Here is a 15,852-nt window from a genome sequence, read left to right on the forward strand (position 1 = left end):
GCATGAAAACGGTAGTTTGTGTATGATTTTTGTTTGGCGACTAAACCATATCACTTACTACCGTTTTTGTTTTTAGTTCCCGCTAATCCGCGATGAACCTTTTTATTTACTTAGCGTTTTATGTAGCTAAGCTTAGACTTTCTTGAAGATGATAGAGGTGTTGATTCCACCAAAAGCAAAGTTGTTGCTCATCAAGTATTCAACATCCAATTCGCGACCTGAGCCCGTGATGTAATCGAGCTTGCCGCACTGTTCATCGACATTCTTAAGGTTTAGGGTTGGGCTGAACCAACCGCTGTGCATCATCTCAAGGCTGAGCCAAGCTTCAATCGCACCACATGCGCCAAGCGTATGGCCAAAGTAACTCTTAAGAGAACTAATAGGTACTTCGCCAAAGATATTCGCTGTCGCGTTACTTTCGGCGATGTCACCTTTTTCAGTCGCAGTGCCATGCGCCGAGACATAGCCAATCTTTTCAGCTGGAAGTTGTGCGTCTCTCAATGCTTTTTCCATACAGATTTGCATGGTTTCCATTTGAGGTTGGGTCACGTGGGCGGCATCGCAGTTGCTAGCGAAACCAATGATTTCGGCATAGATTTTTGCGCCGCGAGCAACCGCATGTTCGTATTCTTCAAGGATAAGGGTTCCAGCGCCTTCGCCGATAACTAAGCCATCACGCTCGCTGTCGTATGGGCTAGGGGATTTCTTGGGTGTATCGTTTTTTAAACTGGTAGCGAAAAGGGTATCGAAAACGGCAGACTCAGTTGGGCATAGCTCTTCACCACCGCCAGCAACCATTACGGTTTGGTAGCCATGTTTGATCGCTTCATAGGCGTAACCAATGGCTTGGCTCCCTGAAGTACATGCACTGCTGGTGGGAATCACGCGGCCACGCAGTCCAAAGAACAGACCTACGTTAACTGCTGCAGTGTGCGGCATCATCTGTACGTAAGTGGTTGCTGTGATTGCTCGTGTAGACTTCTCATTGAGCATCACACCAAACGCACCAACCGCATCGGTACTGCCGGTTGAAGAGCCGTAAGCGATACCAGTCTCACCATTGGTCAATACATCGTGACCAATTAAGCCGGCTTGCTCTAATGCATTCTCAGTAGCAACCGTTGCTAGACGTGATACTCGGCCCATGCCACGAACTTGCTTACGCTTGTAGTGTTTAGGCAGTTGGAAGTCATCAATAGGCGCTGCAAGCTTAGTGTTGAGACCATCATATTGCTCGAAGCTTGGCATATATTGAGTCGCATTTTCACAGGCCTTTAGTTTTGGCTCTATCTGTTGCCAGTCGTTACCAAAAGCAGTAACACCAGACATTCCAGTTACAACAACGCGGCGGGTCATACTAAGCCTCCATTTACTGAAATCACTTGGCGAGTTACGTAGCCTGCAATATCCGACATTAGGTAGCTCACTAGGCCTGCCACTTCTTCCGGCTCACCCATTCGGCGCAGTGGTACTTGAGGAAGCGCGTGATCTTTCACGTGCTCGTCAACCATACCTGTGTCAATTAAGCCAGGAGCGACACAGTTTACCGTGATCTTGCGTTTTGCGAGCTCTAGAGCAAGAGACTTAGTTGCGCCAATCACCCCCGCTTTTGCCGCTGCATAGTTAGTTTGCCCACGGTTACCCATAATGCCTGATACAGATGCTAGAGTGACGATACGGCCACCTTTACGCTTTTGAACCATAGGCATAACACAAGGGTGAAGTACGTTGTAGAAGCTGTCTAGGTTGGTGTGGATCACGCCATCCCACTCTTCTTCTGTCATCGCAGGGAATGCAGTGTCACGAGTAATGCCCGCGTTGTTCACTACACCATAGTAAGCACCATGTTCAGCGATATCAGACTCAAGCTTTTCGCGACACTCGCTTCGTTTGCTGATATCAAATTGAATAAGACGTCCAGCGCCACCCAGTTCGGTGATCGACTTTAGCGTCTCTTCAGCACCTTGCTTGTCACCCATGTAATGAACGGCGATTTCAAACCCGTCTTTCGCGAGTTGAATAGCGATCGCTTTACCAATACCTTTACTGGCACCAGTGACTAAAACCTGACGGCTCATGATGGGCTCCTAGTTTTCATTTCTTGTAATTTTTGTTCGGTCGGCACGTAGACGTTGAGTTGGCATTGAGCCACTAACTCACCTCGGTCTTCGACTCTTGCGGTAAACACAGCCATACCGCTGTCTTCCATCATCTGTTCGGCGTAGATATCAAGGGTCTGACCTTGAGTAAACTCATCACACAGTGATTTATAGCGACGAGAGCCGAGTAAGAATCCGATTGGGGGCGTGGTGCCGTTTTTAAGTGCGTGATATCCAGACCATGCCGCTACAGACTGCGCCATAAACTCGATTCCAACATATGCTGGTACCGTTTGAGATTCGGCGTCAAAGAACAGATTATGGTCACCAATATCGACCTGACAGTGGATCGACAACGCCTCTACGCTGATAGCACGATCGATTAATATCATCGGATCATCGTGAGGGAGAAGTTGGTCTACAGAAGGGATATCAGTCATTTACTACACCAAAAATCAGGCTAATGTTGTTGCCACCAAAAGCAAACGAGTTGCTTAAGATGTTCTTTGCTTTAAGTTTCTGTGAACAGTTTACCAAATCAATCTCAATATCTTCAGCTTTATCCTGACATTTTTGTAAGGGAAGCGGTAAGTCATATTTCAAAATATGCCACGCAATTGCAGCCTCAATCGCACTTGCTGCGCCTAGAGTATGCCCGGTCAGCGGTTTGGTAGAACTGACGGGAACCTTGTTTGCAAAAATACGATGAATGGCTTTACTTTCCATCGAGTCATTGAGTGGCGTTGCTGTACCATGTGCATTGATATAACCAATGTCTTCTGCGTTTAACTGTGCAGAATGTAACGCTTTTTTCATTGCTTGTTCAGCACCATTGCCTTCAGGGTGAGGCGCTGAAATGTGGTGTGCATCAGAGCTGTCCCCACAGCCCAATAAGGCAATGTTTGACGTGTCTTGTGCTGCATTAACACCGGCTAACTTTGTTTTGCTGAGCAACATAAATGCCGCTGCTTCTCCTATGTTGATACCTTCTCGGGTTGCACTAAATGGCTTACAATGTGTTGTTGAGAGTGCTTCAAGACCGTGGAAACCATTGAGTGTCAGCTTACACAATGTATCCACACCACCGACTAACACGGCATCAGCCATACCTGAATCTAATAAGCGCTGGGCGGTCAGAAATACGCGGCCACTGGATGAGCAAGCCGTAGATATGACGTAGTTTGGCCCCGTTAATGCGCAATACTGGCTAACGAACTCAGAAGTGTCACCAAGCTCTTGTTTTGAGTAATGGTAATCTTCTGGAAACTCACCGTTTGTCAGTTTTTGTTTGAAGGCCGCTTCACCATCGGAGATACCAGAGGTGCTGGTGCCTATAACAACAGCAATACGGTCTGCGCCAAACTGTGCCTTGGCAAGTTCAATAGAATCTTTGATTTGGTTGAGAACTGACAACGCCAGCTGATTGTTGCGAGTGGCATACTTCACGAGGGTGGATGGAACCTCTGGTAGCTCACCTGCGATTTTGCCAACGACAGTGTGTTTGCCGTCGTTCAGCATATCGCTCACTTCAACCATGTTTGGTTCACATTCGCCTTTTAGGCAGCTATGAATGTCAGTAATACTTGAGCCTAGCGCTGAGTGGAAACCACAGTCTTGGATGTAAATAGGCATAGTGTTCAACTCTTACTTGGATTGTCGACAATCGTTGAGTTCAACGTTTGTACGGTGATGTTGTAGCCCAGGGTCAAATGTTTGAAAACAATGTCGCCTGCCGTTTTGTGTGTACCAGGATCTGTTTGGTAATCAATTTGAATGATTGCCTGTTGGTTTTCATCAAATACGGTTCTTGTTTTGTCGGTATCGACTAGGTGCCAACCTATGCTTTGTAAAGGCTGAGCCCATGCTTCAGCCGGCCATAAGGTAAGCATTAAATTAAATAGCACCTGTTCAGGTTGTGGCAAAGTTGCGCCAAGCCCAGACAAAACCTGCGTATCAATTACTTGATTCTGGTATTGCAGCGATAGAATGCGAGTACCCCAAGAGGAGAACCCCGCCAAAACCACTTTACCTGGTGTGACTTCGACTTGAACCGGAAGCTGCTGTGTATCATTTTCCCACGTAGCGCTAATCAACTGACTGGCTGTTAATGAGTATCCCAGTTCAGCTGGCAGTGGTAGTGCTAGATCGGTGTCTTGATCGATAGACACGCTCGCACCACTTGGCTGCTGAGAAACCATCGAGCAGGCACTCATTAGAATGCCCACTAGTATGGCGAAGGTTACCTTTAATGTCTGGATCATCTAAAAGCCTCTCGAGTAATTGGTCCTTCTACGTTTTTACTACTGTTGATCGCGAGTGGAGAAAGCAGCCAAGCGACAAAGATCCCTGTCAGAACCGTCACCCCGAAGCTATGAATAGCATGAGTCTGGCTCAGCGACAGTAAGCCGAATGAAAGTAGTGTTGTGAGACCTGACAAGGTGATCGCTAATAAGGTGCTCAGCGATTTCTTTTGCTCAGCAAAGAACAGGGTGTAGTCTATGCCAATCCCTAAAATCAGAATCAAACCAAGCAGGTTAAATAGGTTCAGTGTCGAGCCTAAAATGCCCGTGACCGCCAAACCTGCTACGCCTGCAATCAATGAAGGCAACAGCATTAACAGGCTTTGCTTCACACCATAGCGCCAGCCTAACAGCATGCCAATAGCTGCCAATGCTATCAATAACAGCTCGGTAATCTTGACGCGGTACTCAGCAAAAAGAGAGGAGATTTCATCCGCTTTATTGAGGTGTTTCACACCTTGCTTCTGAGCAAAATCTGACTCCAACCACTGTGAGAACAGCTCAGCATCAGTGACGTCTTTTATCAAAATGACCGACGCTGCTTGCCCGTCGATAGGTTTTAACCAAAGTGGTCGAACAGGCTCTGAGACTGGAGACTCCAAAAATCCAGATACCGTGATTGGTTCGAATTTTGGTAGTTCTGGAAACGTAGACCAACCGAGAGAGCTTTGTAATATATGGCTTTGTTGACTATAGAGTTGTTCAACCAACTGATAGTTATCATGCTGTTCTTGTTTACTTAACAAGTGTTGATTGATGCTGCGATACCCGGAGATACCTTGGCTATTGACCAGCGAATCTAAGCTTGTGGTGATTTCTGTCAATTTTTTGAGTAGCTTTTGGTCGCTCTGAGCTGTGACCAAAAGCATATTTTGACCACTGCCTAACCCTGATATCTCAGTAATGGCTTGCTCTTGTTGTTTGAGTTGTTCGGGCATAGCCTGAAGCTGGCGAATATCGTCGTCGTAACGAATTTGACTGAGTGACATCAAGCTAACGACAGTCACTGTTAACGGTAAGCCAATTCTAAATTTTTGGTTGCTCCAAAGGCTTAACCAAGTATGCCAAAGTTTCGACAGGGGAAGAGGGCGCTCTTGGCCTGGTTTTACCGCTAAAACGGGGTACCAGCACACCACACTGGCGTAAGCTGCGATCAGTCCAATCGACGAAAACAGAGCCAGTTGCTGCAAGCCTGGGAATGGCGCAACCAGTAGCCCTAAGTATCCGATTAAGCTGGTGATTAAACCTAGAGTGATGGCAATGAAAATATGCTTTAGGCCTTTATCGCTCTGCCAGTGGCTTCCTGCGGCCAAACGGTCAGTGAGATAGTGAAAAGAGTAATCGATGGATACGCCAATCAAGCTAGCGCCAAACACCAAGCTGAATAGATGCACCTTACCAAAGATAGCGACAGTGCTTGCCAGTGCAACCAATAATCCTGTACTGATTGAGAGTAAAGATAAGGCAAGTGGTAGCGCACTACGAAATGTCAGCCACACCAATAAAATAACGCCTGCCAATGAGCCCAAACCAATGGTACTGATTTCTGATTTCGCGCTTTCGGTACCGTAATTGGCGTAGAACACCACACCAGTATGCTGCACCTTGACGCCAAATTGTTTTTCGACCTCGCGCTCAATTGAATCAAGATCTGGAAGTTGTTCTTGAATCGCCAAGCTATAAGGTGAGTCCGCCAGAGTAGCCGTGACTAAAATATGAGTTTGCTCATTCGACTGGGCCGTGAGATAGCCCTCTTTCAGAACAAAGTTACTTGATTGGACGCCAATAGCACTGATGTAGTCGCGAAATAACAAGAATGGGTCGAGAGATAACTCTGCTGCAGTGACGCCTGAGAATGGATTGTACAGAGACTGAATGACATATTGAGCTCGCGAATCAGGCGAGTGTGTCAGCGTCTCTTTTTGTTGTTGGGTCAGCAGTTGAGATCGGTGACGAAAATAGAAATCGCTCCACTGGCTTTGAGTGCTGGCGTTGATTTTACCTTGAACTTGCTTAAACAGAGTTGGCTGACTTGAAAAAGTTCTTTGGTTGAGAGCTTTTTCAAAAGCGTCGGTCGCAACCATGGTTTGTTCGATATCGGGAGCGCTTATGATAAATACCACTTGCTCGCTCATCGAGCTGGATATCTGCTGAAAGGCTTGCTCTACCATTGGGTCTTGCTGGTTTTCGGGCAGTAACTTTAGAATGTTGCTTTCAATCGGTACCGACGAAGAAAAAGCGAATTGTTTGGTCAACAACCCGCTAAACAGCATTACAACAACAAGCCAAACAAGGGCAAGACTAGAGTTGGAATTGTTTCGCTTCAGCATCTGATAATACTTCCGGTAGATGGCTTAACTGACTGAATTCGATCACTGTGCTATCTCCACGAATCTCTTTCAACTCAATACGTTCAATATCGCTGTTGCCTTGCAGCGTGATAGCCTCAAACACCGCATTCATCGGTGCATTTTTGGGCTTTAGAGTCAGTGTCCATGCTTGTACATTTTCATCAGAGCTGGTGTTAGTTGCGGGCTCAAAATTGAGTGCGAACTGTTCCTGAAGTTTTTGCGTGTCCCCATGAAACACTGACAAGAAGATATGGCTGAAATAAAACGCCATTGGATTTTCTTTGTCGGTGATGATTTTTGCGGGTTGATCGGCAAACCTTTGGCTCAGTTTGTTATCGGTGAGCACTAAGTTCACGGGAAACGGAGTGGTTTGTGTCCAGAGTAAGCCACTTGATTTGTCTAACAGAAATGTACCTTGTGACGTTAAAGGCTGGGCGAACATCTCCATATTGCGTGTTTGAGTGAACTCACCACGCACAATACTATTTTCGCTGAGCACCGTCTGCAGCTCTGAAATAGAATTGACAGCAGCAGAGTTTTCTTTGGCGCTTACAAGGCCGCTTGCCATCATCGCAGTAAGTCCAATTAGCGCGATATTGATGTATTTGCGACTGCGTTTAAACAGATTCATGGTTCACCTGCTGTGGGTTAGAGGTTTGTGTTTGATGTTCAGTTGCTAGAGGTAAGCAACCAAATTGGTGCCAGTGTTCGACTTTGTCAGTAAACACTTTGGGTGAGGCAAAGCACATCTCTTGTTCTTCGATGGTGACGGCAACCTGCATGGTGTGAGCACGTGTCATTCGAGCACCGGTTAGAGCATCATGAATTTCATAATCGACGCGCAGGCGATTTTCCCACTCGGTGAGTTTCGCCGTTACCTTAATCTTGTGATTAAACGGTATCGCCTTAATGTATTTCACGCGGGTATCGATGATAGGCCACATGTAGCCAGAATCCTTCATCTCATGGTAGTTGTACTCAATCTTATCCATCATGATGCGCCTAACTTCTTCAAAGAATCGGAAGTAGTTGCCGTGATAGATCACGCCCATTGGGTCGGCATCTTGGAATGAGGTGATAAGCGTCACCTCAGATTGTAATGGGTGAAGGATTTCAGACATAAATCGCTCTCAACAATATTGCGTAAAGGGTTGGCTACTTTATGAGTAAAGTGACCAGTGCTGACTTTGAATACGAGCAATGAAGTGGCGTAGATCGCCTTCAAGTGGTCGATCTTCTACGATAAATTCAAACTCCTTAAGCACTTCGTCGCGAATGTGCTTGAGGTTCTCACTCATGTGGTGCTCATCAAGCTCATTGTGGCGCTTACGAAGTTCGAGTGCTTGTGTCCCCGCCAGTAGTGACGCTGCTGCCACTTGTTCGGTTAGCTCTAGAACGCGTAAACAGTCACGAGCTGCGATGGTGCCCATACTCACTTTATCTTGGTTGTGACACTCAGTTGAGCGAGAGAACACACTTGCTGGCATGGTGTGTTTCAATGCTTCTGCTGTCCAAGCTGAAACGCCAATCTGTACTGCTTTAAAGCCGTGGTTGATTGGCTTACGTTCGCCTTCAGCACCCGTTAGGTTGAATGGCAAACCGTTGTTGAACTTGTAGTCCATCAGCTGAGCCATTTGACGGTCAAGCAGATCAGCAAGGTTCGCAACTGCAGTTTTTAACGTATCCATCGCCATTGCAATGTGTCCACCGTAGAAGTGTCCACCGTGCAGTACGCGCTCATTATCACCATCGATAATTGGGTTGTCGTTGGCACTGTTTAGCTCGTTCTCGATCATTTGGCGTAGCCAAGGCAGAGAGTCTTGAACCACGCCGATAACATGTGGAGCACAGCGCAGAGAGTAACGATCTTGGAGGCGATCACTGTTACGTGGCGGGCGATCCGCTTGCAGATCATCACGCAGCCATGCAGCAACTTGTTGTTGACCAGGATGAGGTTTGACTGCAAACAGCGCTTCATCGAAATGGAAGTCATTGCCGTGCATACCGACTGATACCATAGCGGTGATCTTAGTTGATAGCTGAGCTAGATATTCCGCACGCTTGTAAGCGATACAAGCTAATGCCGTCATTACAGACGTACCATTCATCAACGCCAAGCCTTCTTTTGGCTTAAGTTTGATAGGGCTAATTCCTAACTCTTTGTAGACGTCACTGGTTGGGCGCACTTCACCTTTGTAGATTACATCACGCTCACCAATCAGTGCTGCGGCTAAGTAAGACAGAGGTGTTAAGTCGCCACTGGCACCCACCGATCCTTCTTGAGGAATGCGTGGTGAGATGTCTTGGTTGATTAGGGTAACGATCTGGTTGAGTAGATCGTGAGTCACACCAGAGACACCTTGTGATAACGAACACAGGCGCGTTGCTAATACTGCACGAGCTTGTTCGTGAGACAATATTTCACCTAAACCACAGCCGTGAAAACGTGTTAAATGCAGTGGTAGCTCGTCAACTAGGTTTGGCGGAATCGCAACCGTACATGAGTCACCGTAACCCGTCGTTACACCGTAAATCACACCTTCTTCTTTCAATAGGCGTTCTAAGAAAGCGACACCACGGTCGATCTTAGATGTGAATGCTTCACTTGTGTTCATCGAGGCTTTTGCGCCTTGTGAGATAGCGACAACATCCTCAATCGTGAGGCGCTCGGCACCAAAGGTGATGCTATTTGGATTCTTTTTCGTCATGGTGCTTGCTCAATGTCCAAAAATTAAAAAAGTTGTACCACTGAAGCGGTGCTTGCAGTGTGTAGTGCTGAAGTCGATTTGCGTATTTTTTAACGACTTGCTGTAAAGATTGTTCGCGAGTCTTTCTTGGTAGCTCGATCTTGTTGCTAAAATGCTCGAAATAGACATTAAAATGCGGCTTAGATTGTGAGTCGTCACGTAACCCAAACAGCAAAAATACGGGTGCTTTGAGAACCGAGGCTAACATAAATGGACCTTGAGGGAATGGAGCTTCCTTACCTAAGAACTCAGCCCATACTGAGCGGCTCTCTTTGCTGGTGGAAGTTCGATCGCCAACAATCACGATCCATTCGCCTTGCTCTAGTTTCTGTTGTAACAAGATAGCGGTATCAGGCCCCATCGATGTCACCTGAATCAGATTTAAATCAGACTGCGGGTTAACCGCTTTCATCACGGAATTAAAACGTTCGGCGTGTTCTGTAAAAACCAGGGCGTTGATTTTGATGTTCGAGTGTCTGCGACCTAAAGCTCGGCACAGCTCAATATTGCCAAGGTGAGATCCAAGGATTAGCACACCTTGCTTATTTGCCACCATGCTCTCGAACTGGTCTTGGCCATGAATAGTCAGGTTATCTGCCGAGAAATCACCTTTCCATGCCGCGAGCTTGTCGAGCATCGTATGGCCAAATGAAAGCAGATGGTTGTAACTGGTTAGTTCTCCGGGGAGCTCAATATTTTGCTGTTCCGCATAGGCTTTTAATTGGAATAGATATTGTTCGGAAGCGTTTCGCGCACGCTGGCCCGTCAAGTGGTAGTAACGCATCACACCACGCAGAATGAGGTTGAACACACCGCGACCTAACAAGGTATAAATGGCTAATAACAGCTTAATGCCTAATACTGTGCCGCGTTCTTGAGTGCGGGACCAGTGTGGTTGTTCAGAAGCTTGCGGCTCTGAATCAGTCGATAAATTTGGGTTATTATCAGCTGAATCGGATTTGAAATGGCGAGCAATCAGTTTTGGTGCTCTTGGCAGCATGCTGAAGAATAGACGTGTATGCATCCAACTGATTTTGACGTTATCCCACAACGCATCGAAATGAGAGATGCCGTTCTCAGGATAGATAACGCGCGTTTCAACGAAGTCTATGTCGCAACCTTCCCAATACAGGCGAACCAAAATCTCGATATCGAAGTCCATTCTCGAACCAACATCGTACTTATTCAACACAGTTTGAGTTTGGTTGATAGGATACGCTCTAAAGCCACACATGCTGTCTTTAATTGATAAAGAAAGGGTTTCTATCCATACCCAGATATGTGTCGCGTAGCGCCCATAGAGCCTTGCTTTGGGTACGCTGTCGTCGTAGATAGGCTGGCCTGATATCAGACGTTGTGGCTTAGCTTGTGAGGCCTCAATCAATGTTGGCAAGGCTTCCAGGTCGTGTTGCCCATCAGCATCTATCTGAATAGCGTGGCTAAAGCCTAGTTGCTGCGCTTTTTTGATTCCGGCTTTTACTGCGCCGCCTTTACCTTGGTTCTGTTCAAGCGTCACCAAGGTTACGTTTGAATTCTCTGCTAGGGGAGACAGAAACTGTTTTGTTGTGAGTTCACTGCCATCGTCAACGATGATGATCGGTAACTCAAAATGATGAAGTGACGACACCACAGCCGGCATGGTTGCGCCATGGTTAAAGCACGGGATAAGGAAGCAAGCCTTGTAGCTGCTTTCTTTTGTGTGGTGTTGAGAAGTAGCCTCGACGGGAGCGCTATTCACTTTTTTCTCCCAGCTTCATTTTGCCTGAAGAGTGGGTCTGTTCACCGTTGTTTGATGTGTAACTAAAGCTCAGCTTGTCTTTGTCAGCATCCCATTTGAGTGATAGCTGGATTGTAGCGTCAGGCAGGATAGGCTCTTGGAACTTAATGACTTCCATTCCTTTAAAGAAACCAGGAACGCCTAACTCTTGGACTGCGTAGTGAAGTGCCCAATCAATTTGCGTGACGCCAGGTAGAATAGGGAAGCTCTTGAAGTGCCCATTAAAGTCGGTGATATCTCCGCTAACATGAAGTGTCAGGGTCGATTCATTTTCTACCGTGTCTACAGCAATGATGTTTGGTTTTCTTTTATCCATAGGGCGTGCTTAGAATCCTTGGGCAAATATTGGTTCTTTGACAAAAATATAAAAAGATAATCTCAGTGTAAAATACGATCAGCGGTTTCTATGATTTTATTAGCTGTTCTATGTGAGATGTTAATCGCTTACCTTGGCTGTTGAGGGGGATCTCATTGACAACACGGTATTTTCTCGGGATTGCGATTGGCTCTAACCACTTTCTGAGTTCTGTACGCAGCATCAACCAGAATTTACCTTTGCTCATGGTCGATAGAGCGGCTTGGCCTTCATCTGATAATACCAAAACAGAGGCTAATATTAATCGCTCAGGCTCCTCAAATGGAATAACCACGCACTCACTTATCCAAGGCAGTTGCTCCAGTCGCTTTTCCACTTCAACCAGTGATACTCGCTTTTCTTCTATCTTGATCACTCGGTCCGTTCGGCCCTTCAATATGAATTGATTCTCCGAGACCATCTCGCACTCATCAGAGGTTTGATACCAGTTATTCTTATCGATGTACGGCGACAATAACTTAATGCAATTCTCACTGTTGAGACTAGCCTCAATACAGGCAAAAAGCTGCCAAGGCGTTTGAGCGCTCTCTTGCTGACGAAATGCGATGCCACCGGTTTCTGTGCTACCAAAGACTTCAATCGGTAAATGACCAAGCAGATCTCGTGACTGGTGAGCCGACTCGGTAGGCAATGGACCACCCGAAGAGAAGATTCCTGCAAGTTGTACCTTGTTGGTCTCATGCTTTAATCGTTTAAGTAGCGCTGGGCTGCTGATCAGTACACAGTTTTTATTGGCATGAGACAGAATTTGTTCTGGGTACTCAAGGTTGTTTCGAGCAAATGGCACACCAGAACAGAGCGGCCATAAGATTCTAAACAGCAGGCCATAGATGTGTTGGTGGGAAACGGTGCTTTGGATTCGGTTTCCCTTGAGTAAAGCATCCCAGTTCTTGTGTAACTGAGCCGTTTCAATATCTAGGTGTTCTAACGTTTTATCTATCGCTTTTGGCGTGCCACTTGAACCTGAAGTGAACAGAGTTAATAGGACTGTTGCCAAATCAATGGTCGTAAGAGCATCGGTTAGAGGCTTTTGTAGTTCGGTGCTTGAGTCCAATAAGGTTTGGATATTGCGAACGTCACTCACCTCAACTTCGCCAATCGAGCCATCAACTAGCAGGCAATCAAACTGTTCACTTAACTCAGCAAGTGCACAAGGTTGGTAGTTACCCGGTAAGATGATGTGTTTGTTAGCTGCTGCACACGCCAAAAATGCTATCAAAAATAGGTAGCTATCTTGGGTACAAATCGCAACTCGTTGAAAAGGGGATGAAGATAAAAGGTGCACGAGTTGAGATAAGTCGTCGTTAAAGGCTTGCCACGTAATCTCACTATTGTCGTCAAAGCAGACAATAGATTCAGGGGCTCTGTTCTGGCTGAGAAGTTCAGACAACGAGGTGTAAGATACGGTTTGGGTCATAACAATTTAACTCTGACGAATGCGTTGTCTCACTATCCATTCCCCGGCAAAGAGCACCCCTGCAAACAGATAGCTGAGTAAGCCATTGTAGAGGGTCCATACTTCTAGCGGTTGGAAGCAGGTGTAAAAAGCAATAGAGCCGTTGATAACGAAGAACAAGCACCAGACTTTGGTGACTTTTCTGGTGTAATCAATGCCACTTTGTGGAAGATCAGGCTCTTGAAGGCGAGCAAGACGTTCGATAATCGTTTGTGGTTGCCATAGGCTTGAAGCAAAAACAGCCAGCATACAAACATTAACGATAACGGGATAATAGGTTAGCCAGCCATGCTGCTTAAAGGCTAAGCCTAAAGCCAGCAGAACAATACCAGCACTTCCACTGATCCAAGCTAGGTGTTTTAGCTCTTTGATTTTTGCCTGGCCGCCGGTAAAAATGCGAACAGCAAAGATAACGGCCAACACGATACCCACGGTTTGCAGGCCAAACTTGTTGAGTCCAAAGTAAACCGCTATTGGATATGTGAAAAGTATGATTGCCGACAGCAAAGTCAGCAGAGGACGCATTATGCGTCCTTCAATAGTTCAACCACAGACTCTACAACGTCATTAACGGTGCGTACTGCTTTGAACTCTTCAGGCTTGATCTTTTTACCTGTTACGTTCTGTAGGTGAACGACCAAATCAACCGCATCAATGCTGTCTAGGTCTAGATCAAGATAAAGATGAGCTTCTGGTGTGATATCCTCAGCATCAAGCTCGAACAGCTCAATCAGCGCATCTTTAACCTGGTTGTATACTTCTTGTTGGTTAGCTTGTGTCATAAAGATCTGTCTAGTTATTCGTTTGAGATGAGATGTAATTCGCTAGGTTTGCAACCGATGCAAAATGCTCGCGAGTGTTTGAATCATCAGCATCAATTACGATGTTGTACTTCTTCTTGATAGCAAGGCCAAGTTCTAGTGCATCAATAGAATCTAGTCCTAGTCCATCACCAAACAGTGGAGCTTCCGTTTCAATCTCATCAATGCTCATGTCTTCAAGATTTAATGCGTCGATGATCAGTTGTTTCAGTTCGTTGTGTAATGTTTCCACTTTGGCCTACTTAATGCTTTGTCTAAATGCTGCTTTAAGGGGGCGATTCTACATTATATGAGGTATTTTCGAAATGCCGATATCGCCTGTTATGTTATTGATACGCTAAATGTTTTCTTCGGAAGGGAAAATTGTTTGTGCAAGATGATGATTAAGGCGTCTTGCTGCCGAAGTTAAATTATTTGAGCCTTCAATAAATGGTGCGACTTCTATTTTACCTTTCACCGCGACATGAAAAAAGGGCTTCGTCACAGGAACTTGATACCATTTTTTCTCTTTCGTTAAGAATGTCGGAGAAACCGTAATATGAATCACCCGTAAATCGGTTTGTGTTCGGGTGGCAATTTGTGCCGCACCACGCTGTAAGGATGGTTCAATTCCGGGCGTTGTGCGAGTGCCTTCGGGAAAAACAAGTAGCACATTCCCGCGCGAAAAGCGCTCTTCACAGCGTTCTAAAAGATCGTCGGGAGCCTGATTGGGTATGTAGCCCGCGGCTTTGACGATCCTTTTCATAAATGGGTTTTCCCAAATGGCTGCTTTAACGAGGCAATCACATTGAGGAAGTTGCGAGGCGATCAGTACATAGTCAATCAAACTTGGGTGATTGGCGACGATGATACAGTTGCGATCTTCTCGCAGTAGTTCCGCACCATCAATTCGATAATCTATTGCGCCTGTGAATTTCATGATCTGGCAGAAGGCATTGAATGAGAAGCGAATCAATCGTTGAGCTCTGAGCTCTCTTTTAATGGTGTTGGAAGTCGTTAGCGCGATAGTGGGTAAGATTAAGAAGCTTAATACTAAGCCACCTAGACCAAAGATGGTAAAGCACAGCCCTGTCGCGAATACTCGCCAATATTGGTCGATTTTGCTCATGATTGTGGACCTGTCTCGGTGTTATTTACCCAAGACCAAGTTTGGTGCTTGCCAGCAATAGCCCACTTATTTGCGCCCAATAAGATATGTTGGAGCGTTTGTAGCCCTTGTGGTAACACGGAAGGTGCTTGGTTGGCTTCTACTGTTCTAGTAATAGAATATTCACTGCCAACGCTGAGCACTAAGCCCAGAGCATAATCCGTATAGTCTTGTGTTTCGTATTCTTGGTAAAGCTCAGGCAAAGGCTGGTCGAAGTCAATGACGAGTACACGATGTGACGGGTACTGATGTAGGTAAAGATAAGCTTCGATCAGAGCGTTGTGGAAAGTATCTTGGCCGGCCGCAATAGAGGTCAGAGGGATTGGTGCTTTCGCTGCGATGGTAGTTAACCCTGCAGCTGTATTATGCACGGACTGTGAAAACGCCATTGGCGAGGCATCATCACCTTCCAATATCGACTGGATCAAGGTTGCGGTTCGGTGCAGTTCACCATGTCGACTGGCAAAAACCAGATAATCAATCGAGTTGTCTTTTAAGAGTGTCAATGCAGTTTGAACGGCCAATTTACTTTGTAGGCTCATTCGGCGGCGCATCATCGGTGGGATCGCTTTAAATTCAGTTGAGCCATCTTGTGGCCAATCTAAATTAGTGCTCCACGCTTGCCATTGGGCAACAGAATTGAGACCAGCCGAATTTGCAGACCATTTCTCAATATTAAACGACATTAATTGGGATTGATTTGACATAGAGTATTGATTTGCTTTGAGTCTAACTAAATACTATGCGCGCTTATAAATAAACACAGATAAGGAATTTA

At 46.0% G+C, this 15,852-nt stretch carries 17 protein-coding genes; all 17 read right to left on the reverse strand.

Going from position 1 to position 15,852, the window contains the following annotated elements; genetic code table 11:
* Positions 1–132 precede the first annotated feature (132 nt).
* Positions 133–1,356 carry a beta-ketoacyl-ACP synthase gene (locus F0229_RS19375; protein WP_017062286.1) on the reverse strand — a complete coding sequence of 408 codons (1,224 nt, stop codon included), beginning with the start codon at positions 1,354–1,356 and terminating at the stop codon, positions 133–135.
* Positions 1,353–2,078, reverse strand: a complete 726-nt coding sequence (locus F0229_RS19380; RefSeq protein ID WP_017062285.1) for a 3-ketoacyl-ACP reductase FabG2 — start codon at positions 2,076–2,078, stop codon at positions 1,353–1,355. Before F0229_RS19380 ends, F0229_RS19375 begins: the two co-directional genes overlap by 4 nt.
* Positions 2,075–2,539 (reverse strand): hotdog family protein, encoded by a 465-nt coding sequence (locus F0229_RS19385; RefSeq protein ID WP_017062284.1) that lies wholly within the window; start codon positions 2,537–2,539, stop codon positions 2,075–2,077. The genes F0229_RS19380 and F0229_RS19385 overlap by 4 nt, the downstream gene beginning before the upstream one ends.
* The gene (locus F0229_RS19390; RefSeq protein WP_171733492.1) at positions 2,532–3,731 is read right to left on the reverse strand and encodes a beta-ketoacyl-[acyl-carrier-protein] synthase family protein; all 1,200 of its coding nucleotides are present in this window, start codon (positions 3,729–3,731) and stop codon (positions 2,532–2,534) included. The genes F0229_RS19385 and F0229_RS19390 overlap by 8 nt, the downstream gene beginning before the upstream one ends.
* Positions 3,732–3,736: 5 nt before the next feature.
* Complete coding sequence (locus tag F0229_RS19395; RefSeq protein WP_029235408.1) at positions 3,737–4,360, reverse strand: DUF3261 domain-containing protein; 624 nt, start codon at positions 4,358–4,360, stop codon at positions 3,737–3,739.
* A complete protein-coding gene (locus F0229_RS19400; RefSeq protein WP_048659798.1) occupies positions 4,357–6,729 on the reverse strand; it encodes an MMPL family transporter in 2,373 nt (790 codons plus the stop codon). Before F0229_RS19400 ends, F0229_RS19395 begins: the two co-directional genes overlap by 4 nt.
* Positions 6,701–7,381, reverse strand: coding sequence for an outer membrane lipoprotein carrier protein LolA (locus F0229_RS19405; protein ID WP_017064143.1), 681 nt, complete (start codon positions 7,379–7,381; stop codon positions 6,701–6,703). The genes F0229_RS19400 and F0229_RS19405 overlap by 29 nt, the downstream gene beginning before the upstream one ends.
* Positions 7,368–7,871 carry a thioesterase family protein gene (locus F0229_RS19410; protein ID WP_017062279.1) on the reverse strand — a complete coding sequence of 168 codons (504 nt, stop codon included), beginning with the start codon at positions 7,869–7,871 and terminating at the stop codon, positions 7,368–7,370. The genes F0229_RS19405 and F0229_RS19410 overlap by 14 nt, the downstream gene beginning before the upstream one ends.
* A gap of 39 nt (positions 7,872–7,910) precedes the next feature.
* The gene (gene hutH / locus F0229_RS19415; RefSeq protein WP_017062278.1) at positions 7,911–9,458 is read right to left on the reverse strand and encodes a histidine ammonia-lyase; all 1,548 of its coding nucleotides are present in this window, start codon (positions 9,456–9,458) and stop codon (positions 7,911–7,913) included.
* Positions 9,436–11,235, reverse strand: a complete 1,800-nt coding sequence (locus F0229_RS19420) for a glycosyltransferase family 2 protein (protein WP_171733493.1) — start codon at positions 11,233–11,235, stop codon at positions 9,436–9,438. Before F0229_RS19420 ends, hutH begins: the two co-directional genes overlap by 23 nt.
* Positions 11,228–11,590 (reverse strand): 3-hydroxyacyl-ACP dehydratase, encoded by a 363-nt coding sequence (locus F0229_RS19425; RefSeq protein WP_017062276.1) that lies wholly within the window; start codon positions 11,588–11,590, stop codon positions 11,228–11,230. The genes F0229_RS19420 and F0229_RS19425 overlap by 8 nt, the downstream gene beginning before the upstream one ends.
* A gap of 88 nt (positions 11,591–11,678) precedes the next feature.
* Positions 11,679–13,067: an AMP-binding protein gene (locus tag F0229_RS19430; RefSeq protein ID WP_171733494.1), complete on the reverse strand. Its 1,389-nt coding sequence runs from the start codon at positions 13,065–13,067 to the stop codon at positions 11,679–11,681.
* 6 nt (positions 13,068–13,073) lie between these two features.
* A complete protein-coding gene (locus F0229_RS19435) occupies positions 13,074–13,631 on the reverse strand; it encodes a septation protein IspZ (protein ID WP_171733495.1) in 558 nt (185 codons plus the stop codon).
* Positions 13,631–13,888: an acyl carrier protein gene (locus F0229_RS19440; RefSeq protein ID WP_004739745.1), complete on the reverse strand. Its 258-nt coding sequence runs from the start codon at positions 13,886–13,888 to the stop codon at positions 13,631–13,633. The genes F0229_RS19435 and F0229_RS19440 overlap by 1 nt, the downstream gene beginning before the upstream one ends.
* A 10-nt stretch (positions 13,889–13,898) precedes the next feature.
* On the reverse strand, positions 13,899–14,159 hold the full coding sequence (locus F0229_RS19445; protein WP_004739743.1) for a phosphopantetheine-binding protein: 261 nt from the start codon (positions 14,157–14,159) through the stop codon (positions 13,899–13,901).
* A gap of 105 nt (positions 14,160–14,264) precedes the next feature.
* Entirely contained in the window at positions 14,265–15,035 is a 771-nt protein-coding gene (locus F0229_RS19450) for a 1-acyl-sn-glycerol-3-phosphate acyltransferase (protein WP_171733496.1), read from the reverse strand.
* Complete coding sequence (locus F0229_RS19455) at positions 15,032–15,781, reverse strand: beta-ketoacyl synthase chain length factor (protein WP_170962821.1); 750 nt, start codon at positions 15,779–15,781, stop codon at positions 15,032–15,034. Before F0229_RS19455 ends, F0229_RS19450 begins: the two co-directional genes overlap by 4 nt.
* Positions 15,782–15,852: the final 71 nt, after the last annotated feature.

The organism is Vibrio sp. AIC-3, from assembly GCF_013114515.1.
Taxonomy (GTDB): domain Bacteria; phylum Pseudomonadota; class Gammaproteobacteria; order Enterobacterales; family Vibrionaceae; genus Vibrio; species Vibrio crassostreae_C.